This is a genomic window from Cupriavidus sp. HMR-1 (assembly GCF_000319775.1).
In the GTDB taxonomy this organism is placed as follows: Bacteria; Pseudomonadota; Gammaproteobacteria; order Burkholderiales; family Burkholderiaceae; genus Cupriavidus; species Cupriavidus metallidurans.
Genome location: NZ_ANKP01000227.1, coordinates 1 through 23,988 on the forward strand (window position 1 = coordinate 1; position 23,988 = coordinate 23,988).

Annotated in this window: 20 protein-coding genes; 6 read left to right on the plus strand and 14 right to left on the minus strand. The window is 65.0% G+C overall.

All coding sequences use genetic code 11. The features are described from left to right. Positions 1 to 722: LysR substrate-binding domain-containing protein (locus D769_RS21990; protein WP_008649591.1), on the plus strand; the 722-nt coding region annotated here is incomplete at its 5' end. 57 nt (positions 723 to 779) lie between these two features. Here D769_RS21990 and D769_RS21995 read toward each other — a convergent pair. Further along, on the minus strand, positions 780 to 1,994 hold the full coding sequence (locus D769_RS21995) for a monovalent cation:proton antiporter-2 (CPA2) family protein (RefSeq protein ID WP_008649593.1): 1,215 nt from the start codon (positions 1,992 to 1,994) through the stop codon (positions 780 to 782). A gap of 272 nt (positions 1,995 to 2,266) precedes the next feature. On the opposite strand from D769_RS21995, the gene D769_RS22000 reads away from it, so the two are divergent. Beyond that, positions 2,267 to 2,752: a GFA family protein gene (locus tag D769_RS22000; RefSeq protein ID WP_008649594.1), complete on the plus strand. Its 486-nt coding sequence runs from the start codon at positions 2,267 to 2,269 to the stop codon at positions 2,750 to 2,752. 128 nt (positions 2,753 to 2,880) lie between these two features. On the opposite strand, the gene D769_RS22005 is transcribed toward D769_RS22000, so the two are convergent. Further along, the gene (locus tag D769_RS22005; protein WP_008649596.1) at positions 2,881 to 3,945 is read right to left on the minus strand and encodes a porin; all 1,065 of its coding nucleotides are present in this window, start codon (positions 3,943 to 3,945) and stop codon (positions 2,881 to 2,883) included. Between the two features lie 219 nt (positions 3,946 to 4,164). On the opposite strand from D769_RS22005, the gene D769_RS22010 reads away from it, so the two are divergent. Beyond that, positions 4,165 to 4,857, plus strand: a complete 693-nt coding sequence (locus D769_RS22010; protein ID WP_008649597.1) for a response regulator — start codon at positions 4,165 to 4,167, stop codon at positions 4,855 to 4,857. After that, entirely contained in the window at positions 4,854 to 6,290 is a 1,437-nt protein-coding gene (locus D769_RS22015; RefSeq protein WP_008649599.1) for a sensor histidine kinase, read from the plus strand. Before D769_RS22010 ends, D769_RS22015 begins: the two co-directional genes overlap by 4 nt. Here D769_RS22015 and D769_RS22020 read toward each other — a convergent pair. Next, a complete protein-coding gene (locus D769_RS22020) occupies positions 6,208 to 6,678 on the minus strand; it encodes a MarR family transcriptional regulator (protein ID WP_008649600.1) in 471 nt (156 codons plus the stop codon). The genes D769_RS22015 and D769_RS22020 overlap by 83 nt on opposite strands. A gap of 137 nt (positions 6,679 to 6,815) precedes the next feature. On the opposite strand from D769_RS22020, the gene D769_RS22025 reads away from it, so the two are divergent. Continuing rightward, positions 6,816 to 8,360 (plus strand): DHA2 family efflux MFS transporter permease subunit, encoded by a 1,545-nt coding sequence (locus tag D769_RS22025; RefSeq protein ID WP_008649602.1) that lies wholly within the window; start codon positions 6,816 to 6,818, stop codon positions 8,358 to 8,360. A gap of 33 nt (positions 8,361 to 8,393) precedes the next feature. Here the strand turns inward: D769_RS22025 and D769_RS22030 are convergent, their stop codons facing one another. From D769_RS22030 to D769_RS22080, 11 genes are all read right to left on the minus strand, one after another. After that, positions 8,394 to 9,893: an aldehyde dehydrogenase gene (locus D769_RS22030; protein ID WP_008649604.1), complete on the minus strand. Its 1,500-nt coding sequence runs from the start codon at positions 9,891 to 9,893 to the stop codon at positions 8,394 to 8,396. Then, positions 9,890 to 11,146 carry a Zn-dependent hydrolase gene (locus D769_RS22035; RefSeq protein ID WP_008649605.1) on the minus strand — a complete coding sequence of 419 codons (1,257 nt, stop codon included), beginning with the start codon at positions 11,144 to 11,146 and terminating at the stop codon, positions 9,890 to 9,892. The genes D769_RS22030 and D769_RS22035 overlap by 4 nt, the downstream gene beginning before the upstream one ends. A gap of 13 nt (positions 11,147 to 11,159) precedes the next feature. Next, positions 11,160 to 12,233, minus strand: coding sequence for a histone deacetylase family protein (locus tag D769_RS22040; RefSeq protein ID WP_008649606.1), 1,074 nt, complete (start codon positions 12,231 to 12,233; stop codon positions 11,160 to 11,162). A 47-nt stretch (positions 12,234 to 12,280) separates the two neighbouring features. Then, positions 12,281 to 13,984, minus strand: coding sequence for a thiamine pyrophosphate-binding protein (locus tag D769_RS22045; RefSeq protein ID WP_008649607.1), 1,704 nt, complete (start codon positions 13,982 to 13,984; stop codon positions 12,281 to 12,283). After that, positions 13,981 to 14,280, minus strand: coding sequence for a cupin domain-containing protein (locus D769_RS22050; RefSeq protein WP_008649608.1), 300 nt, complete (start codon positions 14,278 to 14,280; stop codon positions 13,981 to 13,983). Before D769_RS22050 ends, D769_RS22045 begins: the two co-directional genes overlap by 4 nt. 22 nt (positions 14,281 to 14,302) lie before the next feature. Next, complete coding sequence (gene gabT / locus D769_RS22055; RefSeq protein ID WP_008649610.1) at positions 14,303 to 15,565, minus strand: 4-aminobutyrate--2-oxoglutarate transaminase; 1,263 nt, start codon at positions 15,563 to 15,565, stop codon at positions 14,303 to 14,305. A 42-nt stretch (positions 15,566 to 15,607) separates the two neighbouring features. Continuing rightward, positions 15,608 to 17,251 (minus strand): ABC transporter ATP-binding protein, encoded by a 1,644-nt coding sequence (locus D769_RS22060; RefSeq protein ID WP_008649612.1) that lies wholly within the window; start codon positions 17,249 to 17,251, stop codon positions 15,608 to 15,610. An 11-nt stretch (positions 17,252 to 17,262) separates the two neighbouring features. Then, on the minus strand, positions 17,263 to 18,102 hold the full coding sequence (locus D769_RS22065; RefSeq protein ID WP_008649614.1) for an ABC transporter permease: 840 nt from the start codon (positions 18,100 to 18,102) through the stop codon (positions 17,263 to 17,265). After that, positions 18,099 to 19,103: an ABC transporter permease gene (locus tag D769_RS22070; protein ID WP_035882108.1), complete on the minus strand. Its 1,005-nt coding sequence runs from the start codon at positions 19,101 to 19,103 to the stop codon at positions 18,099 to 18,101. The genes D769_RS22065 and D769_RS22070 overlap by 4 nt, the downstream gene beginning before the upstream one ends. A 67-nt stretch (positions 19,104 to 19,170) precedes the next feature. Next, on the minus strand, positions 19,171 to 20,715 hold the full coding sequence (locus D769_RS22075; protein WP_234706969.1) for an ABC transporter substrate-binding protein: 1,545 nt from the start codon (positions 20,713 to 20,715) through the stop codon (positions 19,171 to 19,173). A gap of 156 nt (positions 20,716 to 20,871) precedes the next feature. Continuing rightward, positions 20,872 to 22,215, minus strand: a complete 1,344-nt coding sequence (locus D769_RS22080) for an ArgE/DapE family deacylase (protein WP_008649621.1) — start codon at positions 22,213 to 22,215, stop codon at positions 20,872 to 20,874. A 112-nt stretch (positions 22,216 to 22,327) separates the two neighbouring features. On the opposite strand from D769_RS22080, the gene D769_RS22085 reads away from it, so the two are divergent. Further along, on the plus strand, positions 22,328 to 23,923 hold the full coding sequence (locus D769_RS22085; protein WP_008649629.1) for a PLP-dependent aminotransferase family protein: 1,596 nt from the start codon (positions 22,328 to 22,330) through the stop codon (positions 23,921 to 23,923). Positions 23,924 to 23,988 lie beyond the last annotated feature (65 nt).

Sequence of the window (23,988 nt, forward strand, 5' to 3'; positions counted from 1 at the left end):
GGCAGGTGGCCGCCACGCTGACCGAGGCGCGCGCCGCCGTGCGCGCCTCGACCGCCCAGGGTCCGGCACAGCTCGTGATCGCAGCTCAGCCAACCATCGCCAACACCGCCTTCGCGGCCATCGGCACCGCACTGAAGACACGCTTTCCGGCAACAAAGCTGCGTTTCGTGGAAGGGCTGGCCAGCCCGATCCTGGCGTGGCTGGCCGCCGGAGAGATCGACGTCGCCCTGCTCTACCTGCCTGAGCAGCAAGGCGCGCTCAAGGTCGACATCCTGCTCGAAGAAGACCTGACACTGGTCACGCCCACGTCGTGGAGCCATCTCGGGCCGACGTTCCAGGCCCGCCGCCTGGGCGAAGTGCCGATGATCCTGCCCAGCACCGGGCACGGCCTGCGCGTGCTGGCCGAATCGCTGGCCGCACGGGTCGGCACCACGCTGAACATGGCGCTGGAATGCGATGCGTCGAACACGGTGTCGATGCGGCTTGTCGAAGACGGTTGTGGCGCGACGCTGTTGCCATTCGCCGCAGTGGCGGACCGCGTCGCGCAAGGCCGCCTGCATTCCGCGCGGCTGGTCGATCCGGTGGTCACCCGCCAAGTAGCGCTGGCCACGGCACGGAACCGGCCACCTGTGCCGGAACTCTGGGACATCATGCAGACGGTGCGCCTTTCGGTCCGGAATATCGTGATGTCGGGGGCCTGGCCGGGGGCGCGGCTGATCTGAGCCAGATCTGAGCGTCGTCGTACCGTCATCGTGCGGAAATCCCGCGTTCAGCCAGTGTCAATGCAGGTCGGCATCTGGCGCGTCGGCATGGCGATTGGCGGCCGGCAGCGGACGCTCCACGTCCCTCGCCGTTTCCTTCTTGCGCAACGCCATCAGCAACAGCGGCGTAGCGGCCATGGATAGCGCCACCACGGCGGTCACGATGGACGCCTGCTCGCCATTCAACAGGCGTGCCGCCTCGGCCACTGCCATCACGACGAACGCGAACTCACCACCCTGTGAAAGAAGCACCGCAAAGTAGACCCGGTCCCCACGCGGCAACTGAATCTGCCTTGCGAGGAAAAGCAGGCCTGATATCTTGGCGACCAGCAGCACCAAGAGCAGTACGGCAACGAGGAACGGCTTGCTTGCCAGGACATCGAACTTGATCGACATACCCACGGCCATGAAGAAAAGGCCGAGCAATACGCCCTTGATAGGGCTGATGTCCGCCTCGATTTCCTCACGGCAGTCGGAGCCCGCCAGCAACACCCCCGCCACGAACGCGCCCAGGGACATCGACAGATGCACGCTTTGCATCAGCAACGCGATGCCGATCACCCAGAGCAGCGCGAATACGGTCACCATGTCCCGCGTGCCGCTGCGTCGGATGATCGGCAACAGATACCGCAGCAGAATGGCTCCGCCAAACACCACGGCAGCCAGCATGCCCAGCGCCTCGAGCGCGACGATCCACCCCGCGATCGTGTTGGTCGTGGCCGGTGCGGGGGAAAGCAGCGGCAACAGCGCAATCATCGGGATGGCGGCCATGTCCTGGAACAACAGGATGCCAAAGCTCGCCCGGCCAATCGGCGCCTGCATCAGCCCGCGCTGCTCCAGAATCGCGATCACCATCGCCGTCGACGACAGGGACAGCGCGAAGCCGGCGGCAACCCCGACGCGCCAGTTCACCCCGAAGGCGATGAAAGCGAGAGCCAGCAGTACCGCGCAAAGCAGGACCTGGGCACCGCCATGACCAAAGATCGATCGCCGCAGGTTCCAGAGTTTTCGAACGTCCATCTCGATGCCGATGATGAACATCATCAGCATGATGCCGAGTTCGGCGATATGCAGCACGGCATTGACATCCGTGACGAACCCGAGCGCGGAGGGACCGATGAGCATCCCGGCGACCAGATAGCCGAGGACGGAACCGAACCCGAGCCTGATGGAGAGTGGCACCACCACGAGGGCCGATGCGAGGAATAGCACTGCCTGGAGTAACAATTCCATGGTTGCCGTCTTCCGTGTCAGGTCAATCGGCCAGGTCTGATCATTTCAGTGGGAGAAATAGTCGCCCGGTCGGCGCACCACTGGAGCCGCGTCGTTGCATTCGCTTCGTGGCGATGAACGCCCCATCATATTCACGCCGGCATCCACTGACAATGCCTCTCTGGATAGAGGGCGAGCCTTGAACGTGACCCGAAGGGCGGTCGTTCCGCCTTGAATCCCCGCATCGCCTCACCCACACTGGATCGCATCGACACCCTATCCCCGGAGGCTACATGCATCTCGAAGGCTCATGCCAGTGCGGCGCCGTGCGGTTCAGCCTGGAATCGGATTCGCCCTACCCGTTTATGCATTGCCATTGTTCGATCTGCCGCAAGACCGGCGGTGGTGGCGGATACGGGATCAATCTCGGGGGCGATGCCAGCACGCTGCGCGTGCGCGGCAAGACGCATGTGGGACGGTTTCACGCGGTAATACGCGAGCCCGGCAAGCGGCCGGTGCGATCGAAGGCGTTCCGGCATTTCTGCTTGAAATGCGGCAGCCCGCTATGGCTGTGGGATCCGCGCTGGCCGGAACTGGTGCACCCGAACGCGAGCGCCATCGACACGCCGCTACCAAAGCCCCCCGAAGTCATCGAGGCAGCGCTCGATTACGCAGCCCCCTGGGTCGACGTGCCACGCGGCAAGGGACACCGGCACGCCCGCACATGGCCGGCCGAGTCTCTGCGGGAATGGCACGAACGGCATGGCCTGCTGGGCTGAAAAGGAATTCGGCTGGGCCGCAAACGCAAAGAAAACGCAAAAAAACGCAAAAACCGGCGGCGCGAGCCCCTCGCACCGCCGGGCGACCGTCCACCACGACGGTCGAAAACAACGATCAGAAAGCGAGATCAGAAGCGGTGCTGCAGACCCGCCGTCACGCCGACCTGGTTATTGGCATAGCCAATATTGTCACGCGAGACACTCACGTTCTGACCATTGCGCGCCTTGGCATAGCCGGCGGACAGATAGGCCATGGTGCGTTTGGAAAGATTGTACTGGGCACGCAGCGAGAACAGGATCGGATCTGCGTCGGTGTCGCCCTTGATGTTCTGCTTGTAGATCGCGCCGTACAGCGTGAAGGCCGGCGTGAAGTCGTACGCGGCGCCCAGCCAGTACATGTCGCTGAGCTGCTTGGCGGCCGACGTCGTGAACGTCTTGCGGTAGTTCCGGTAGCCCGCGTAGACGGACAGCGAACCGAAGTCGTAGCTGGCGCCGGCGTGGATGCCCTGGATGTAGTCGACGCTATCAGCCGGCGTGGTGCTGGTGCCCGCGCCGTTCTGGCGATCCCAGGTCAGGGCCGCGGCAAACTTGCCGGCTTCATAGCCCACGCCCAGGTCGTACTTGGACGAGCTCTTGAAGCTGCCAGGCACTTCGCCCATGGCCATCGTGCCGCCCACCTTGACCGGACCGAACTTGCCGTCGTAGCGCAGCACGTTCGTGGAGCGGGAGAACATGCCGTCCTTGCGGCCGCCCGTGGCGGTGGCCGACGTGGCCCACGAATAGTTCGGCGCGTAACCCATCGGGTCGAACGGGAGCATGAAGTCATAGGTCGTGGTGAAATCACGGCCCATGCGGATGCTGCCCAGCGTCTTGTCCTGCAGGCCCACCCAGGCGCGACGATCGAACAGCGTGTTGTCCGTGTCGAGCTTGCCGGTGTCGAGGGCAATGCCGGATTCCAGCGTGAAGATTGCCTTCAGCCCGCCGCCAAGGTCTTCAGTGCCGCGCAGACCCCAACGCGACGTGTTCTTGCCGCCCGACGTCATCTTGACCACCGAGCTGCCGGTTGGCCCTGCGTGGCTCACGTACTCGATACCCGAATCGACCAGACCGTACAGGGTCACGCTCGACTGAGCTGCTGCGCCACCCGATGCCACGCAACCCAACGTAGCCAGGGCCAATGCCTTCCGTTTCATACAAGTCTCCTTTTGTCTGCTTGTAGTTGTGGAACGGCACGGATGGTATTTGGGCCTCACTTTCAGTTCGCTTTCGATTCGTGGGTATCTGAGGCGTGGGTTATGCACCACGATCGGGATTTCCCTAACTAGGCATACCGGACCCAATGCAGGTATCACTCGTCGCGCGACACTGGTTCGCCCGAGACAAGACTTAGACCTGCCCGCTGTATCCCTCCCATGCGTATCCTGCTTGCCGAAGACAATCTCAAACTGGCCGAATCACTGGTGGATTCCCTGAGCCAGAGTGGCTTTGCCGTCGACTGCATGCATGACGGCGCCAGCGCCGACCATCTGCTGACCACGCAGGACTACGCCCTGGCCATCCTCGACATCGGCATGCCCCGCCTGGACGGCCTGGAAGTGCTGCGTCGGCTGCGTCAGCGGCGCAACCCGGTACCTGTGCTGATCCTGACCGCGCATGGCTCGGTGGAAGACCGCGTGCGCGGGCTGGACCTGGGTGCCGACGACTACCTGGCCAAGCCGTTCGCGCTGAACGAACTGGAAGCCCGGGCGCGCGCGCTGATCCGTCGCAGCCACGGCCATGATCGCACCGCGCTCGAATGCGGCCCGCTGCGCTATGACAGCGTGAGCCGCGCCTTCACGCTCAACGGTGAACTGCTGCAACTCACAGGACGTGAACGCGCCGTGCTGGAAGTGCTGCTGATGCGCGATGGCCGTGCCGTCAACAAGGCCGCGCTGTCGGAGAAGATCTTCGGCATCGATGAGTCGGTCAATGCCGACGCCATCGAAATCTACGTCTACCGCCTGCGCAAGAAGCTGGAAGGCAGCGGCGTAAGCATCGTCACGCTGCGCGGGCTCGGTTATCTACTGGAATCACGCGACACCGCCACGACGGACGCGCACCAATGAAAACAGGCAGCCTGAGGCTGCAGATCACGCTCTGGCTGCTGATACCGCTGCTGGGGCTGCTGGCGTTCGACGCCTGGCTGACCGATCGGCGCGCGATGTCCGCGGCCCACCAGGCATTCGACCGCACGCTGGCCGCGTCGCTCAAGTCCATGCGCGAAGGGATTTCGCTGCGCGACGGGCGCGTCGAAGTGGAAATCCCCAATCTGGCCCTGGAAGTCTTCGATGCCGAGGATGGCTCGCGCGTCTACTACCAGATCCGCGACGAGCGTGGCACCACGATCACCGGCTATGAAGGGCTGCCGATGCCGGAAGGACCGGTGAATTCGCTCTATCGCACCCAGTTCTACGACGCCGTGTACCTTGGCGTGCCCGTCCGCATGGCGGCCATGCCATTGCCGCTGCACGACGTCCGCTCGGCCCGCACGCAAATGGTCTGGGTGCTGCTGGCTGAATCGACCGAGCCGCGCGAGCAGCTTGCCAGCGACATCCTGATCGGCTCGCTGCTGCAGGAACTGATGCTGATCAGCCTGGCGCTGGGCATCGTCTGGCTTGGCGTGCGACGGGGCCTGCTGCCGCTGCAACGGCTGTCCGACGCCATGTCCGCACGCGGCCCCGACGATCTGGAACCTTTGGAAGACACCGCGCTGCCGGTCGAAATGAAACCACTGGTGGCCGCAGTGAACCAGTACGTGGCCCGGCTGCACCGCATGATCGAAGGCCGCAAGCGCTTCTTTGCCGATGCCGCGCACCAGCTCAAGACGCCACTGGCCATCATCCAGGCCGAATCGGAACTCGCGCTGCGCGAGAAGGACCTGCCGAGCGTGCGCGCGCACGTCGAGCGGCTGCATGGATCCGTGCAGCAGGCCGCCAAGGAAGTCGCCCAGTTGCTGTCGCTGTCGCGGCTCGAGCCAGACAGCGGCTACGCACCCACGCTGCGGCGCCTGCGATTGGATACGCTGGCGCAGAACGTGGCGCTTGAATGGGCGCCGCTGGCCCGGCGCGCGGGGGTGGATCTGGGTTTCGAGGGTCGCGGCCAAGCCGACATCGACGGCCAGACCGAACTGCTGCAGGAACTGCTCGGGAATCTGATCGACAACGCCATCCGCTATGCGGGTGCCGGCTCGATGGTCACGGTGCGCGTTGACGGGCAACGGCTGGCCGTGGAGGACAACGGTCCCGGGGTACCCGCATTCGAGCGCGAGTCGATCTTCAAGCGCTTCTATCGTGGAGAGTCGAGCGCCAGCCGCGATGGCAGCGGCCTGGGGCTGTCGATCGTGCGGGAGATCGCCCGCATTCATGGCGCCGCCGTCGCGCTGGAAAGCACGCCGGGCGGCGGCCTGACCGTGGTGGTTACTTTCCCTGCGCCTGCGCTTGCGTCTGGGCCAGGGCCGGTTTCGACAGATTTGACCGGGCGCGCTGCAGAAAGCCGATGAACTGCTCCGCCTCTTCTGCGTTGAAGCCGTTGAGCGCCTCCGATGTCACCACATCCCCCACCTCGCGCGCGGCGTGCAGTGCCTGCTCCGCCTTTTCCGTCACGCTGACCATGCGCTCGCGGCGGTCCGCCGGATTGGGCCGGCGAACGATCCAGCCACCCTCCTCCATACGGTCCAGCAACCGCCCGGCCGAAATCGGCGCCACTTCCATCAGGTCCGCCAGGCAGGCCTGATTGATTTCCCCATAGTGCGTCAGACACGCAAGCGCACGGTACTGCGCACGCGTCAGGTCTAGCGCCGCGCGGGACAACTCGTCAAATCGCCTGCCGGTCAGCCGGCCAACGTCCGCCACGAGAAAGCCGAAGCGCCTTTCAAGATTTGTTTCCATCGCGCGATTATAGGGAGTCGGGGCGCTCGATCCGCTTTTCTGGCCGTCCGTGACTCGCGTGATCGCCCAAAAACGCCAGTCCATGACTATAATAAGCACGCTTATTAATCTGCACCAGCCCTTCCAGCCTTCCCCCAATGTCCTCCGTGGTTTCCGCCTCGGCACAGCCCGCCGCTGCCCCGCTCAACCGGCCGATGATCACCCTTTCGATCATGCTGGCCACGCTGATCCAGACGCTCGACAGCACCATCGCCAACGTGGCCCTGCCGCACATGCAGGGTACGCTTTCGGCCTCGCAGGACGAAATCACGTGGGTGCTGACGTCCTACATCGTCGCCGCAGCCATCGCCACGCCGCTGACCGGCTGGCTGTCCGACCAGCTCGGCGTCAAGCGGCTGCTGGCAATCTCCATCGGCGGATTTACCGTGGCTTCGGCGCTGTGCGGGATGGCGGACTCCCTCACCCAGATCGTGGCCGCGCGGCTGCTGCAAGGGGTTTTTGGGGCGGCGCTGGTGCCGCTGTCCCAGTCGATCCTGCTCGATATCAATCCACCGTCGCGCCAGGGGCAGGCCATGGCCGTGTGGGGCATGGGCGTGATGGTCGGGCCGATTCTCGGGCCCACGCTGGGCGGCTGGCTGACCGACAGCTATAACTGGCGCTGGGTATTCTTCATCAACGTGCCGATCGGCCTGTTCGCGTTGTTCGGCGTGCTGGCCTCGCTACCGAACCGCACGCCGGCGCGCAGCATGAGGTTCGACGCGTTCGGCTTCGCCACGCTGAGTCTCGCTATCGGGGCGTTGCAGGCCATGCTGGACCGCGGCGAACAACTTGACTGGTTCGGCTCGCTCGAAATCCGGATCGAGGCGCTGATCTGCGTGATCGCCTTCGCCTACTTTCTGATCCATACGGCCACGGCCGGCGAAAAGTCGTTCTTCCGTTCCGCGCTGCTCAAGGACCGTAATTTCGTCACCGGGGCCTGTTTCATCTTCGTGATCGGCGCGGTCATGTATGCCACCCGCGCGCTGCTGCCGCCGATGCTGCAGAACCTGATGGGCTATCCGGTGGCCACCACCGGGCTGGTTACCGCGCCAAGCGGGCTGGGCACGATGATCGCGATGATGCTGGCAGGCCGCCTGCTGCGGCGCGTGGATGCGCGGCTGCTCCTGCTCTCCGGCTTCCTGATCTCCGCCTTCGCACTGTGGCAGATGATGGGCTACACCGTGGTCCTGTCGATGTCGGATATCGTCGTACCGGGCATCATCCAGGGCTTCGGCCTGGGGCTCGTGTTCGTGCCGCTGTCAGCGCTGACGTTCTCCACACTGGAGCCGTCCCTGCGCGCCGATGGCACCGCCACGTACAGCCTGATGCGCAATATCGGCAGTAGCATCGGCATCTCGCTGATCCAGACCATGATGACCCGCAACGCGCAGGTGGCGCACAGCGACCTGGTCACGCATATCAACCCGTACAACCCCGCGCTGCAGTCGATGCTCACGCATGGCTCACGGATCGACATCGCGGTGCTGAACCAGACCATCAACCAGCAGGCGGCGATGATCGCCTATCTGAACGACTTCAAGGCGATGTTCATCGCCACGCTGGTGGTGGTGCCGCTGATCCTGATGATCCGCCCCGGCGCGAAGCACGCAGACGACAGCCTGGCGCACGCGGCGATGGATTGATGAGGTCGCCGGTGCGCCGACAGGCCGCAGCAACTACTCGAGCCGGATCCAGGTCGTCTTCAGGTCCTGGTACTTCTCCAGCGCGTGCAACGACTTGTCGCGGCCGAACCCCGACTGCTTGACGCCGCCGAACGGCACCGTGATATCGCCGTCCATGTAGCAGTTGACCCAGACCAGCCCGCTACGCAGCCGGCGCGAGACACGATGCGCGCGCGACAGGTCCGACGTCCACAGCCCCGCGCCTAGCCCGTACGCCGAGTCGTTGGCCATCGCCACGGCTTCGACCTCGGTGTCGAACACGGTCACGGCCAGCACCGGGCCGAAGATCTCCTCCTTGACGATCGACAGCGACTGCGTCGGGCACTCGAAGATCGTCGGCTGGACGAACCAGCCCCCGGATTCGGCGCGCGCGGCCTGACCGCCCGCACGCAGCCTTGCGCCCTCCCTCTGGCCGGCTTCCACATACGACATCACGCGGTCGAACTGCCGCCCGTCGACGATCGCGCCCATCGCGGAGCGTGGGTCGAGCGGATCCCCCGGCTGCATGGCCGCCGCATGCGCCTCCAGCTTCGCCATGAACGTGTCGTAGATGCCGCGCTGCACGTAGAGCCGCGAGCCCGCGATGCAAATCTCCCCCTGGTTGTTGAAGATACCGATGGCGGCGGCCAGCGCGGCGCGGTCGAGGTCCGGGCAGTCGTCGAACACGATATGCGGTGACTTGCCACCGCATTCGAGCCAGACGCGCTTGAGATTCGACTGGCCGCTATATTCCATAAATCGCTTGCCGGTAGCCGTGGAGCCCGTGAAAGCCAGGCAGTCGACATCGGGATGGCGGCCCAACGCCTGCCCTGCCTCAGCGCCCAACCCGGGCACCACGTTGAAGACGCCGGGCGGCACGCCAGCCTCTTCCGCCAGCGCGGCCAGGCGGATCGCGGTCAGCGGCGATTGCTCGGCCGGCTTCAGCACCACGCTGTTGCCCGCGGCCAGCGCTGGCGCCACCTTCCAGCTCGCCATCAGCAGCGGATAGTTCCACGGCACCACGGCCGCCACCACACCAAGCGGCTCGCGCGTGATCGTGGCCAGCACCCCCGCATCGGTCGGCGCGATCTCGTCATAGACCTTGTCGATCGCCTCGGCATACCACGCATAGGTGCGTGCCGCTTCGGGGATGTCATAGAGCATGGTGTCGCCGATCGGCTTGCCCATGTCCAGCGTTTCCAGCAGCGCCAGCTCTTCCCGGTGCGTCTCGATCAGGGCCGCCAGACGCAATAGCACGGCCTTGCGCTCGCGCCGGGGCATCGCCGACCAGACTCCGGCCTCGAACGCGCGCCGGGCCGCAGCCACGGCACGGTCGACGTCCGCTGCGCCGCAGGCCGCCACACGCGCCAGTTGTTCGCCGGTGGCCGGGTTGATGCAGTCGAACGTCGCGCCATCGGCTGCGCTGGTCCACTGGCCGTCGATATAAGCGTGTGCCGGAATCGGCAGCGCCCGCGCCCGGCCCCGCCAGTATTCGAGATCCTTGAGTTCGCTCATTGGTCACGCCCCTTGCCCGCCTGCGCCACCATGGCGCCAAGCAGTACGTTTGCGCCAGCCTCCAGATGCTCGGGCCGGGCGTCTTCCACCTCGTTGTGGCTGATGCCGTCCTTGCACGGCACGAAGATCATCGCGGTCGGCGCCACGCCGGCGATATACACCGCGTCGTGACCCGCGCCCGTCACGATGTCCTGATAGCTGAAACCGCGTGCCTGCGCCTCTGCCCGGACGTGGCCAACCAGCTCCGGCGCGAACGGCGTTGGCGCGAAGTACTGCACGTCCTCGATCTTCACATCGAGCGCCGTGCCCGTGGTCTTGCCTTCGGCCAGCGCCGCGCAGGCCGCGCGGAAACGCGCATCCATCACCTTGAGTTGCTCCGCGTCCTGGTGACGCAGGTCCACCGTGAACGTCACCGCACCGGGAATCACGTTGCGCGAGGCGGGGTGAACGTTGACCACGCCCACCGTACCGCGCCCATGCGGCGCGAAATCGTTGGCGATGCGGATCACTTCCTGCATCACGTGCGTGGCGCCGTAGAGCGCATCGCGCCGCAGCGGCATCGGCGTGGGGCCTGCGTGAGCCTCCATGCCGGTCACGGTCACGTCATACCAGCGCAGCCCCAGCGAACCTGTGACCACGCCGATCACGTTGTCGGCAGCCTCCAGGATCGGACCCTGCTCGATGTGGGCCTCGAAGTACGCGCCCACGGGTCGCCCGCCAACCTGCAGCTTGCCGGCATAGCCGATCGCCTCCAGTTCGTCCGCCACGCGCTTGCCCGCCGTATCCGTGGCGTTCAGGGCCACTTCCAGCGGGAATACGCCAGCGAACACGCCCGAGCCCATCATCACGGGCACGAAACGCGTGCCTTCCTCGTTGGTCCAGATGGCAAGCTCAAGCGGCGCCTCCGTCTGCACGCCGTGGTCGTTAAGCGTGCGCATCACCTCCAGGCCCGCCAGTACGCCAAAGCACCCGTCGAACTTGCCGCCGGTGGGCTGCGTGTCGATGTGGCTACCGGTCATGACAGGCGGCAGGTCATTGTTGCGGCCCGCGCGGCGGCCAAAGATGTTGCCTACCTGGTCAACGGTCACCGTCAGGCCGGCGTCGCGCATCCAGCCTGTCACGAGATCGCGCCCCTGTCCGTCCAGCGCGGTCAGTGCCAGCCGCGCGTTGCCACCCTTTGGCGTCGCGCCGATGGCGGCCAGATCCATCAGTGACTGCCAGAGCCGCTTGCCGTCGATGTTCAAAGTCGTCATGTGTACTCCTGATTCATGCCATCGCAGGCACGAAGCCCGCGAGAAATGCTTCCAGCGCGATGCCGATCGCATCCACTTCGTAACCGCCCTCCTGCACCACCACCGTCGGCACGCCCAGCGCGTGGATACGCTCGCCCACGCCCCGATAGGCTTCCAGTCCCACCTGCAGCACGCTGATCGGGTCGTGCTTGTACGTGTCGAAGCCGAGCGCCAGCACCAGCGCCTGCGGACGGTAGTCGCGCAGCGCATCGAGCGCGCTGTCCAGCGCCGACAGGAATCCAGCATCGCCGGTGCCGTGTGGCAGCGGGAAATTGAGGTTGTAGCCGTAGCCCGCGCCATGACCGCGTTCGGTGGCGTAGCCCGTGTAGAACGGGTAGTAGCTGCCGGGGTCCGCGTGCAGCGAAATCGTCATCACGTCGGAACGCTGGTAGAAGATCTGCTGCGTGCCGTCGCCATGATGGGCGTCCACGTCGAGCACGGCGACCTTGTCGAAGCGCTCCAGCAGTGTCTGCGCGGCGATCGCCGAGTTGTTGACGTAGCAGAACCCGCCTGCGCGGTCGGCGTGGGCGTGGTGGCCGGACGGCCGGCACAGCGCATAGGCCATGCCATTGCCGTCGTGCGGCGCGCACACATGCCGCGCCGCCGCCACCGCACTATGCGCGGAGCGCAGGATCGACTGCCAGCTATGGGGCCCGAGCGGACAGCTCAGGTCGCCGAGGTAGTAGCCCGCTTCGGCAATCACACTGCCCGATGGGCACGGGCCACGCCGCGTCTTGTCGATCTTGCCGCTGTGATACGGCGAAAGGTTCGGCAGCACCTCGATGCCCGGTTCGAGCGTTGGCGTTGCCAGCGCCATCCAGCGCTCGAACGCGCTGGCGAGGAAATCGAGGTAAGCCGGGCTATGCACCGTTTCCAGCGGCGCGCGGCCGTAGTCGGGCGGTGCGACGAGTTCGATGCCACGGACGTCGAGCGCCCGCTGGAGCACGGCGGCGCGGGCCGGTACGTCGGTCGGCTCGCACAGCCGGCCTGCGCGCATGAACTGCCGAGGCTGGTGCAGCAACTGGTCATCCGAAAAAAAGGCGCGCATGGTGGGAATTACGGGTGGTTCCGTCGGTTGTCGTGGTGTTGCGTCGCTCAGGCGGATTGCCGCGCCAGCGCTGCGGCACGAATGCCGGAGAGCGTGACGCCGGGCGCGATGCCATCGGGTTCGTAGCGCAGTTCGATCAGCGCGGGGAGTTGCTCGCGATTGGCGAACTCCAGCGCCCGGGCAAAAGCGGGCGCGAAGTCCTCATCACGATCCACCACTTCGCCGTGGCCGTGATACGCCCTGACCAGCTGGCTGAACTCGGGATTGTCGAAGCCGAGCGCAATCGTCCGGCCCGGGAACTCGCGTTCCTGATGCGCGCGGATCGTACCCCACATGCCGTTGTTGAAAACCAGGATCACGATGCCCAGCCGATACTGCATGGCCACGCCGAGTTCCTGCAGGTTCATCTGGAAGCAGCCATCGCCCGCGTAGCAGACCACGGTACGCGACGGATCCTCGAGCTTGGCCGAGATTGCGGCCGGCAAGCCGTAACCCATCGACCCTACCGTCGGCGCGAGGCTCGTGCCCACGCCATGGAAGCGGTGATAGGCGTGCGCGAACAACGCATAGTTGCCAGCGCCAACAGTGATGCAGGCATCGTCCGGCACGTGGTCGCGGACGTGGCAGGCCACCCGGTTCAGGTTCAACGTGCCGGGCGCGTCCTTGGGCGCCTGCTCCGCAAGGAAGTTGGCATTGGCCGCCGTCACCGCCGTCATCGCCTCTCGGGACACCGTCTGCGCCGGAGATAGCTGCGCCACGGCCGCCGCGAACGACACCACATCGGCGGCAATCGGCAACGTCGGGCGGAATACCCGGCCGAGTTCGTCCGGATCGGGATACACGTGCACCAGCTTCTGCCGTGGCTGCGGGCTTTCCACCAGCGTGTAGCCTTCCGTGGTGGCCTCGCCCATGCGCGTGCCCACGGCGATCACCAGATCCGCTTCGTGAATCCGCTGGCGCAGCGCATCGCCCATCCCCCAACCGACGTGGCCGGCGAAGTTCGGATGTCCGTTGTCGAAGCATTCCAGACGCCGCCATGCCACGCCCACGGGCAGGCCGAAGCGTTCGGCGAAGCCTTCGATCTGCCGCATGGCCGTGGGCGTCCAGCCCGAGCCCCCGACCAGCAGGAACGGCCGCTTCGCGCCCGCCAGCAAGGTGGAAAGCTTGTCGAGCGCCGCCGGCGTCGGGGCGCCGTGGACGCGCTCATAACGTGGCATGTCGGCGACCGTGGCGCGGCCCCAGAGCGTGTCCTCGGGCAGCGCCAGCACCACCGGACCGGGACGCCCGCTGGTGGCCACCGCGTAGGCTCGCGCCACGAACTCGGGGATCCGGTCGGTGCGGTCGATCTGGGCCACCCACTTGGCCATCTGGCCGAACATGCGGCGGTAGTCGATCTCCTGGAATGCCTCGCGCTCGTAGAAGTCATTACCAACCTGACCGACGAACAGGATCATCGGTGTGGAGTCCTGAAACGCCGTATGCACCGCGATGCTCGCATTGGTCGCACCCGGGCCGCGCGTGACAAAGCAGACGCCGGGCTCGCCGGTCAGCTTGCCGTAGGCTTCCGCCATGTATCCGGCGCCGCTTTCCTGCCGGCAGACGATCGGCGTGATCGCATCCTGATGGTCGTAGAGCGCGTCGATGCACGGCAGATAGCTCTCGCCCGGCACCAGGAACACGCGCTTCGTGCCCTGGATGCGCAGTTGTTCGACCAGAATCTGGCCGCCATTCCGTTCGCGTGGCGCGCTCATGCCTGGTCTCCGCGCTTGATTTCGATTTCGACGAACACGCATTCACCGTCATGGGCGTTGATCACGTTGTGCTCGACGCCGGCTGCCCGGTAATAGGCGCGCCCGGCCACGAGCTGGCTCGTGACCTCGCCCTCCGGCGTCTGCAGCAGCAGCGGCCCGGTGGTCATCGGCACCACCACATAGTCATAGCCATGGCGGTGATGCCCGGTTTCGGCGCCCTTGGCGAAGCGCCATTCGGTCACGGCCACACGTTCGTTGTCGACCTGGACGGTCGGTACTGCCTGGGGTCGGGTCATGTCAGTGGCTCCGTTCGGCGGGTCAGCGGGTCAGTACGTCTGCCAGGATGTCGAGGCCCTCGTACATCACGGCGTCCTGGATGGTCAGCGGGAACAGGAAGCGAATCACGTTGCCGTACACGCCGCACGACAGCAGCAACAGGCCCTTCTCCAGCGCGCGGTTCTGCACTTCGCGGGTGAACTCCGCATCCGGGCTGCCATCGGCGCGACGGAACTCCACGGCCACCATTGCGCCGATGCCACGGACTTCGGCGATTTGCGGCACGCGCGGCTTGAGGCTGTTCAGGCGGGCCGTCAGTCGTTCGCCAAGCGCCGCGCCTCGCGCGATCAGGTTCTCGGACTCGAGCACGTCGAGCACGGCCAGCGCGGACGCCACGGCCAGCGGATTGCCGGCGTAGGTTCCGCCGAGGCCGCCCGGCGCGGGTGCATCCATGATTTCGGCACGGCCACACACGGCGGAAAGCGGCATCCCGCCGGCCAGGCTCTTGGCCATCGTGGTCAGGTCCGGCGCGACGTCGTAGTGCTCCATCGCGAACAGCTTGCCCGTGCGGCCGAAACCGGTCTGAACCTCATCGGCCACCAGCAGGATGCCGTGTTCGTCGCACACGGCGCGCAGCATCCGCACGAACTCCGGCGGCGCCACGTTGAAACCGCCCTCGCCCTGCACCGGTTCGAAGATGATGGCTGCCACGCGGCGCGGGTCGATATCGGCCTTGAACAGGTGTTCGAGCGCGCGGCGCGAATCCTCCACCGTCACGCCATGCAACGCAGACGGGTAAGGCGCGTGGAAGACCTCGCCGGGGAACGGCCCGAAGCCGGTCTTGTACGGGGCCACCTTGCCAGTCAGCGCCATGCCCATCATCGTGCGGCCATGGAACCCACCAGAGAACGCGATAACACCGGGCCGGCCGGTGGCGGCGCGCGCGATCTTGACGGCGTTCTCTACGGCTTCCGCGCCGGTCGTGAAGAAGGCGGTCTTGCGAGCCGAGCGCCCCGGCGCGCGCTGGTTGATCTTCTCGGCCAGCTCCACATAGCTGGCGTACGGCACGATCTGGTACGCCGTATGGGTGAAGCGATTCAGTTGCGCCTGCAGCGCGGCCAACAGCCGCGGGTGGCGATGGCCCGTATTGAGCACGGCGATGCCGGCAGCGAAGTCGATATAGCGCTTGCCCTCGACATCCCAGATTTCGCTGTTCTCGGCGCGGTCGGCGTAGAAATTGCACATCACACCTACCCCACGCGGGGTAGCGGCATCCTTGCGACGGACCAGTTCGGCGTTCTTCATTGATTGGCTCCAGTGAATTCGTGGTGCTGTGTGCGGCAGACCTCAGGCCGCGACGCGAATCAGCGTCGGGTCCCAGGTCTTGCCCGGAATGGCGTCGATCAGGCGACGGGTGTAGTCATGCTGCGGATCATCAAAAATCTGCGAGGGCGGGCCTGCTTCGACGACCCGGCCCCGGTGCATGACGATGACCTGATGGCAGATCTGCGCAGCCACGCGCAGGTCGTGCGTGATGAAGATCAGCGCGATATCGAGCCGCTTCTGCAGGTCTGCCAGCAGTTGCAGCACCTGCGCCTGCACGGAGACATCGAGCGCCGAAACCGATTCGTCGGCTACCAGCAGCTTCGGCTCCAGCGCCAGGGCCCGGGCGATACCGATGCGCTGACGCTGGCCGCCCGAAAACTGGTTCGGATAGCGGTCGAACGCGGAGGCTTCCAGTCCAACCAGTTGCAGCAGTTCGCGCGCCCGCGCCTGGGCATCGGCCAGTGGCACGCCTGTGGCGACAGGGCCATCGGTGATGATGCGGCCAACCGTATGGCGCGGATTGAGCGACGCAAACGGGTCCTGAAAGATCATCTGCACGTCGCGCCGCATCGGGCGGAACTGGCGCTCGGAGAGGCGCGCAATGTCCTGGCCGTCGAACAGCATCTGGCCACCGTCGACGCCGGTCAGGCGCAGCAGGCACTTGCCGATGGTCGACTTGCCCGAGCCCGATTCGCCCACGATACCGAGCGTCTCGCCGCGTTTGACGCTGAACGACACGTCATCCACGGCGTGCGTCACACGCTTCTTCGAGAACAGCCCGCCACCGGAAACGTAGGTCTTGCGCAGGTTTCGCACGTCGAGCACGGTGCGGTCGTCCGCATGGCCGCCATCGCGCGCGCGGCCATGTGGCACGGCGCTGATCAGCCGCCGGGTATAGGGATGCTGCGGGTGATTGAGCACCTGCTGCGCCGTGCCGATCTCGACCAGCACGCCCTTCTCCATCACAGCCACGCGGTCGGCGATCTCGGCCACGACCCCGAAGTCGTGGGTAACGAACATCACGCCCATGCCTTTCTCTGCCTGGATGCGCCGGATCAGGGCCAGAATCTGCGCCTGCGTGGTCACGTCCAGCGCCGTGGTGGGCTCGTCCGCGATCAGCAACGTCGGCTCCAGTGCCAGCGCCATCGCGATCACCACCCGCTGACGCTGCCCGCCGGACAGCCGGAACGGATAGCTATGCACCAGCGTGGCCGGATCGGGCAACCCGACGAACTCGAGCAGTTCCATCACGCGCCGCTGGCAGGCTTCGCCCGGATAAGCGCGGTGCACGCGCATGACTTCGGCGATCTGGTCACCAACGGTCATCACGGGATTCAGCGCGGACAACGGCTCCTGGAACACCATTGCCATGTCCTTGCCACGCATGCCGAGCAGCGTGGTTTCGTCCAGCTTCAGCAGATCGCGCCCCTGGAACAGGATCTCGCCACGTTCAGGCTTCAGGTAGCTCGGCAGCAGGCCCATGATCGCGTTGGCGCTCATCGATTTTCCCGAGCCGGACTCCCCTACGATGCAGAGGATTTCGCCCGCGTGCAGGTCATACGAGATGTCCTTGACCGCGTGCGCGCGGTCGCCGCCGGCCGGTAGCGCGATGGAAAGATCGCGGATCGACAACAGCGGTTGTCGGGAGGAATTGGTCTGCGTCATCGTAGCGCTCCTTACTCGCCGCGGCGGCGCAGTTGCGGGTTCAGGGCATCGTTGAGCCCCTCCCCGATCAGGTTGATCGCCAGCACCGTCAGCAGGATTGCCACGCCGGGCCAGACGCTCATCCACCAGGCTTCGCGGATCATGGTGCGCGCGGCGCCGATCATGAAGCCCCAGCTCATCATGTTGCGGTCACCAAGCCCCAGGAACGACAGCGCCGACTCGGTCAGGATGGCGGTGGCCACCATGAACGACGCCGAAACGATAATCGGCGACATCGCATTGGGCAGGATCTGCGTCAGGATGATGCGCAGCGGACGCTGGCCGATCACAATCGCGGCCTGCACGAACTCACGCTGCTTCAGCGAAAGGAACTCGCCACGCACCAGACGCGCTACTGGCGGCCACGACACGACCGAAATCGCGCCAACGATCGAGTAGATCGACGGATTGAAGATGGCCACGATCACCACTGCCATGGCCAACTGGGGAATGGTCTGGAAGAACTCGGTCACCCGCATCAGCGCGTCGTCGATCCGGCCACCGCAGTACCCCGCCACGGACCCCACGAGCACGCCGACGACCAGCGCCACCGCCGTGGAGATCACCCCGACCAGCAGCGACACGCGCGCGCCATACAGCAGCCCAGCGGTGATGTCCCGGCCCAGCATATCCGTGCCGAATGGATAGGCCATGTCCGCGAACGGCTTCATCAGCGGTTCCGCCACCATCATCCAGGGCGACTCTTCGTAAAGCATCGGCGCGACGAAGGACACCACAACCACCGCCAGCAGCACGATCAGGCCGATCATGGCGCCGTAGTTGCGGCAATAGCGCTTGAAGAACGATTTCATGCCGTGGCCTCCTTGCCGCCGATGGCGATGCGGGGGTCGATGAAGCGGTAGATCACATCGGTCACCAGGTTGAAGAACACCACCAGCGCCGAGGTCACGAAGAAGATGCCGAGCAGCAACTGGTAGTCGCGTTGCAGCAGCGCATCGAACATCAGCCGGCCAATACCAGGCCACGAGAACACGGTTTCGGTCAGCACCGCGCCACCGGCCATCTGACCGAGTTGGATGCCAGCGAACGTGATCACGGGCAGCAGCGCGTTACGCAGCACATGCACGCGGATCACACGGCGGGCCGGCACACCCTTGGCGCGCGCCGTCTTGACGAAGTCCATGCCCATGACCTCGAGCATCGAAGCCCGCGTCAGTCGCACATAGACAGCCATGAAGAAGCAGCCCAGCGAAATCGTCGGCAGCACCAGATGGAGCGCGATATCCTGCACGCGGGCCAGTCCCGTGTATCCGGCCCCGACGCTCTCCATGCCGAAAGCAGGCAACCAGCCGAGCACTACGGAGAACAGGATGATGGCCATCAGCGAGAGCCAGAACAGCGGCGTGGCGTACAGCAGCAACGCGCCGGACATCACTGCGCTGTCGATCCAGCGCCGGCGGTTTTCGTAGCGCGTCCGCGCCGCAATCACGCCCAGCAGCACCCCCACCACAATCGAGAACAGGAATGCCCCGCTCATCAGCAAGAAGGTGGCTGGCAGACGATCAAGGATCAGGTCCAGCACCGGCAGGTGGTTGCGATACGAGTAGCCGAGGTCGAGCTTCGCCACGCCCTTGAGATAGATGCCCAGTTGCGTCAGCACAGGCTGGTCCAGCCCAAACTGCTCACGCAACTGCGTCACATAGGTGGCATCGCCAGCGCCAGCTTCGCCAGCCATCACGGTGGCTGGGTCGCCGGGCGCCATGCGGATCAGGAAAAAGTTGATGACGACCACGCCGATCACCACCACCAGAGCCTTGACCAGCCGGGATAGAAAGAAAGACAGAAAATTCACGATAACCTCCGCGTGCACATCCCCGCCGCTCCCCGGCGACTTGTCACCGGGGAGCCTGGCGGCGCGATCAGTTCTTCTCGATCGAGACGTTGTCGAACGACTCGTTCAGGCCAATGGCCGTGGTCACGAGGTTCTTGATGTTCTTGCGATACAACGTCGGGAACTCGATCTCGAACAGGTTGGCATTGGCCACCTCGCTCACAAGGATCTGCTGCAGTTCGCTGTAGAGCTTCTGGCGTTCCACCGGGTCCATGGTGTTGCCGCCCTTGGCCCACAGATCGTCAGCCTTCGGGTTGCTGTAGCCCTGAACGTTCGCGAACGGCGTGCCCTTGACCATGTTGCGCGTCACGTACAGCCGTTCCACGCCGAGTGCCGGATCCCCGTACTGGTACGTGTAGGTCACGGTCATGTCGTAGTCCCAGTTGCTGACCCGCGACGACCACGTACCGGCGTCGGCAGACTCGATGCTGACCTTGAAGCCGATCTGCTCCAGCATCTGCTTGATGTACTCGTCCAGGCGGTCCCAGTTGGCGCCGTATGACGTGGAGAGGATCTTCACCGGATACTTGCTGACGTCCACGCCAGATGCCTTGAGTTCCTCGCGCGCCTTCTTGATGCTGAAGTCGAAGGTGGGCATGTTCTTGTCGAAGAACAGCGTGCTCGACGAGAACGGGCTCACGGCCGGCTTGCCCATGCCGAAGAAAATGTTGTCGACAATCAGCTTGCGGTTCAGCGCGTGCATCACGGCGCGGCGCACGTTCACATTGTTGAACGGCGGCTTGCGCTCGTTGAGCAGCAGGCTCGTCATCGGCGCGAACATTTCCCAGCCCTTGGTCGTGTACTCGACGTTGGGCAGCGCGCGCAGGCGCTTGACGTCGACGTTGTCAACGTCGCCACCGCGCAGCACTTGCACGTCACCCTTCTCGAACGCCACCGCGCGCGATGCCGAGTCCGGGATCACGTAGAACACCAGCTCGTCCAGGTACGGCTTGCCCTTCTTCCAGTAGTTCGGGTTCTTGGCCAGCTTGATATAGGCGCCCTTCTTCCACTCCTTGAGCATGAACGGGCCGGTGCCCACCGGCTTCTGGTTGGCCGGGTTGTTGCGGTAGTCGGTGCCGTCGTAGATGTGCTTCGGCATCATCGGCATGGTGCCGGTTTCGAACATCGAGATAAACGGCGGGAACGGCTCCTTGAGCTTGATCTCGACGGTACTGTCGTTGACCGCGCGGATCGACGCCATGTACTTGTTGATCACGGCGCGTGTGCGCACGTGTACCTCGCGCAGCATCTTGTCGATCGAGAACACCACGTCGGCAGAGGTGAAAGGTTTGCCGTCGTGCCACTTCACGCCCTGCTGCAGTTCGAACGTGTAGGTCAGGCCGTCGGGCGAGATCTGCCACGACTTCGCCAGTTCGGGGCGCGGCTTCAGGTCGGGACCATAGGTCAGCAGACCTTGATAGATCTTGCCGGCGATGTACTGCGTGGGTGCCTGCGAGTTCAGCGCGCTGACCAGGATCGGCGGCTCGGGTTGCACGATGCCGGACAGCGTGCCGCCCGTTGTCTGGGCAAGCGCGGTGCCAGCCATGAGGCTGGCGGCGGCAACAAAGGCCATCGACATCAGGCTCCCCCTGATGCGCGACTGGACGCTGGCAGTGATGCGTTTCATCGGTCGTTTCCTTTTCTTGGGACAAGCGAGGGCAACGGGCAACGCCCCACCACGTGGTGGCGCATTTGCCCAGGCGGTACAGCAACGAGGGAAAACCGGTTTCTAGGTCTGGTCGGCGGCCGGCTCTACACCGCACCAGTCGTGCATGAACTGTGCGAACGTGGTGGCCACGCGCACCATGCTTTCGATCGACACCGATTCGTCGATGCCGTGGATGTTGCGAGCTTCGGGGCCGTAGCAGGTAACAGGCGTATCGAGCGTGATGCGGAAGTGCCGGGCGTCGGTGGTAGCCGTGGTGGCCTGGCGCTTGAGCACATTGCCGTGGGCCTTGCGGTGCGCCTCGGCCAGCGCCAGCATCGGCGCGTTATCGAGATCGAATTCGCAGCCGGGCGCGTGAAAGCCTTCGTAGCGAATGTTCAGGTCAAGCGTGCTACCCAGACGCGCCAGCGAATCACGAACGCGCTGGGCAACGATGGCCTTGGCATCGTTGACATCCATCTGCGGATAAAAGCCGATGCGGATACCAAGCGTGCAGGTACATGGCACGGATGAGTTCCATTCGCCGCCGTGGATCTGGCCCAGGTTGAAGTTGATCGGATGCGCGTGGTCGCGATAGGCGGCGGGCCGCTTCTCCGGCAGGTTCCATTCGGTTTCGAGACAACGCAGGTCCTCCATCACCGCGATGCCAGCCTCCACGGGATTGACGCCGGTGGTCATGTACGCGGCGTGGGCGGGGCGGCCCGTCAATTCCACATACATCCAGAACACACCCATCTGCGCGCTCATCAGGGCTTCGCCAAGCGGCTCGGGGATCAACACCGTGTCGAACGAAGCGAGCTTGCCCGCGCCCACCGCGCTACGCAGCGAAGCCACCGTGGCCAGCGCGCCGTTGCCGGTGCTCTCTTCTTCCAGCACGCCGTTGAATCCGACGTTGCCGGCAGGCTGCACACCCAGTTCCTTCAGTGCCTTGAACGCGGCCAGCGCGCAGACGATGCCCGCCTTCATGTCACCTGCGCCGCGCCCGTAGAGCCAGCCATCCTCGACATACGACTTGAACGGCGACTCGCGCCACATCGAATCGGGGCCGGTTGGCACCACGTCGAGGTGACCATTGAACAGTACCGAGCGGCCACCGCGTTCGCGCGGACGATGTGTAGCCAGCAGGTTGTAGCGCCCACCATCGGGACAGCACGGCGTGGAGAACAACGGCATGTCCTTCAGCTGCGCCGTGTTCAGGACGATGCGTTCCGACTCCAGTCCAAGCTCGCGCAGCGCACCGTCCATGAAGTCCACCGCGGGCTGCTCCGCACCCGACGGGCTCTCAGCCGCCACGAAGTCACTCAGGGTTTTCACCATGTACGGCGTGAGTGCGCGCACGGCATCGGCAATCGCCTGCGTGGTGAGCGTTGTCGATTCAGGAGACGCAACGGTGGCTGCATTCGGCATGGGGGCTCCGCGATGGGGACATCGAAAAAAAACAGCATCAGCACGGATGGAAAATTATCCGATGGTTGGTACCATCGGTAGGTCCATATCCTGTTTTTTGCCCGGAGCCACTTTGAAAGAGACCATTCTTTCCGACCTGCTGCTTCAGCGACTTGAGCGCCCCGCTGGTGCAGTCACCGGCAAATCGGGCGAGCATATGAACCGACAGCTCTACGCCATCATCCGTCAGGAGATCCTTGCAGGTGCTGTGCCAGCGGGCAGCAAGCTGCCGGCGTCGCGCCTGCTGGCCAAGGAAATCGGCGTCTCGCGCAACACCGTCCTGTATGCGTACGAGCAGTTATTGGCCGAAGGCTATGTAACCGCATCCACCGGAAGTGGCACCTTCGTGTCGCATACGGTTCCCGACCATCGTGCATTGCACAACGGGAGTGCGACGAATGGCACCATCACTGTGCCCGCAGTGCAGCAACACCCAAACCGATTCGCGCTGTCGCGACGGGGGCAGCATCTGGTGTCCCACGCCAGCGCGTCGGATCGCCAATGGGGCGCGTTCGTCGCGGGCGTGCCTGATGTCTCGCTGTTTCCGCACGCGGTCTGGGCGCGCCTGCTGAACAAGCACTGGCGCAATCCAAGCCCGCAGTTGCTGACGTACGCGCATCACGGCGGCTACCTGCCGCTGAAGAAGCTGCTGGCCGAACACCTGCGTCTAGTGCGTTCCGTGCGCTGCGAGCCAGACCAGATCATCCTGACCACCGGCATTCACCAGGCCGTGGACCTGACCACCCGGCTGCTGGCCGACCCCGGCGACAAGGCATGGATGGAGGATCCCGGCTACTGGGGCACACGCAGCCTGCTGGCAAGCGCGGGCGTGGAGCCAATCCCGGTACCGGTCGACGACGAAGGGATCGCGCCAAGCCCCGCGACGCTACAGAATCCGCCACGCTTCATCTTCGTCACGCCTTCGCACCAGTATCCGCTTGGCATGATGATGAGCCTCTCGCGCCGACGCATGTTGCTCGAATACGCGCGGCAGCGCGGTGCGTGGATCATCGAGGACGACTACGACAGCGAGTTCCGCTTCGAAGGCAGGCCGGTGGCGTCGTTGCAGGGGCTCGATGACAACGATCGCGTGATCTACATGGGCACGTTCTCGAAGACGCTCTTCCCGGGCATACGCATGGGATTCATGGTGTTGCCCAAGCCGCTGGCGCCGCACTTCGCCACGGGGCTGTCCGAGCTCTATCGCGAGGGCCAGCTCGTGCAGCAGGCGGTGCTGGCGGACTTCATCGAGGAAGGCCACTACGCCACGCATATCCGCCGGATGCGTCAGCGGTACGCGCAGCGGCAGGCGCTGTTACGCGAAGCCATCGCCGACCGCTTCGGCGCCGACTGGCCCACATCCACGCATGAGGCCGGCCTGCACATGGTGATGCATCTGCCGCGTGGCGCCGATGATCTCGGCATCAGCATGGCCGCGCGCACGCAGGGGCTGTCGGCCCGGCCGCTATCGCGCTACTACAGCGAGGGGGCGGCGACGCAACAGGGGCTGCTGCTCGGCTACGCGTGCGTGCCCGAAGCCGAGATCGGTCCTGCCTTTCGCAAACTGGCCGAAGTCATCGAGCCCGCCCTGGAGCATCTGGCGCGCACCCAGGAGCCGCCAAAGCCGATTGCCGCGAGGATCAACGCAGAGGCGTGGAGCGGCGCTTGATGTCTGGTGCCATCACGAAGGCGACGAATGGCACTTTACGTTGACGTGATGGATTCCTACGATCA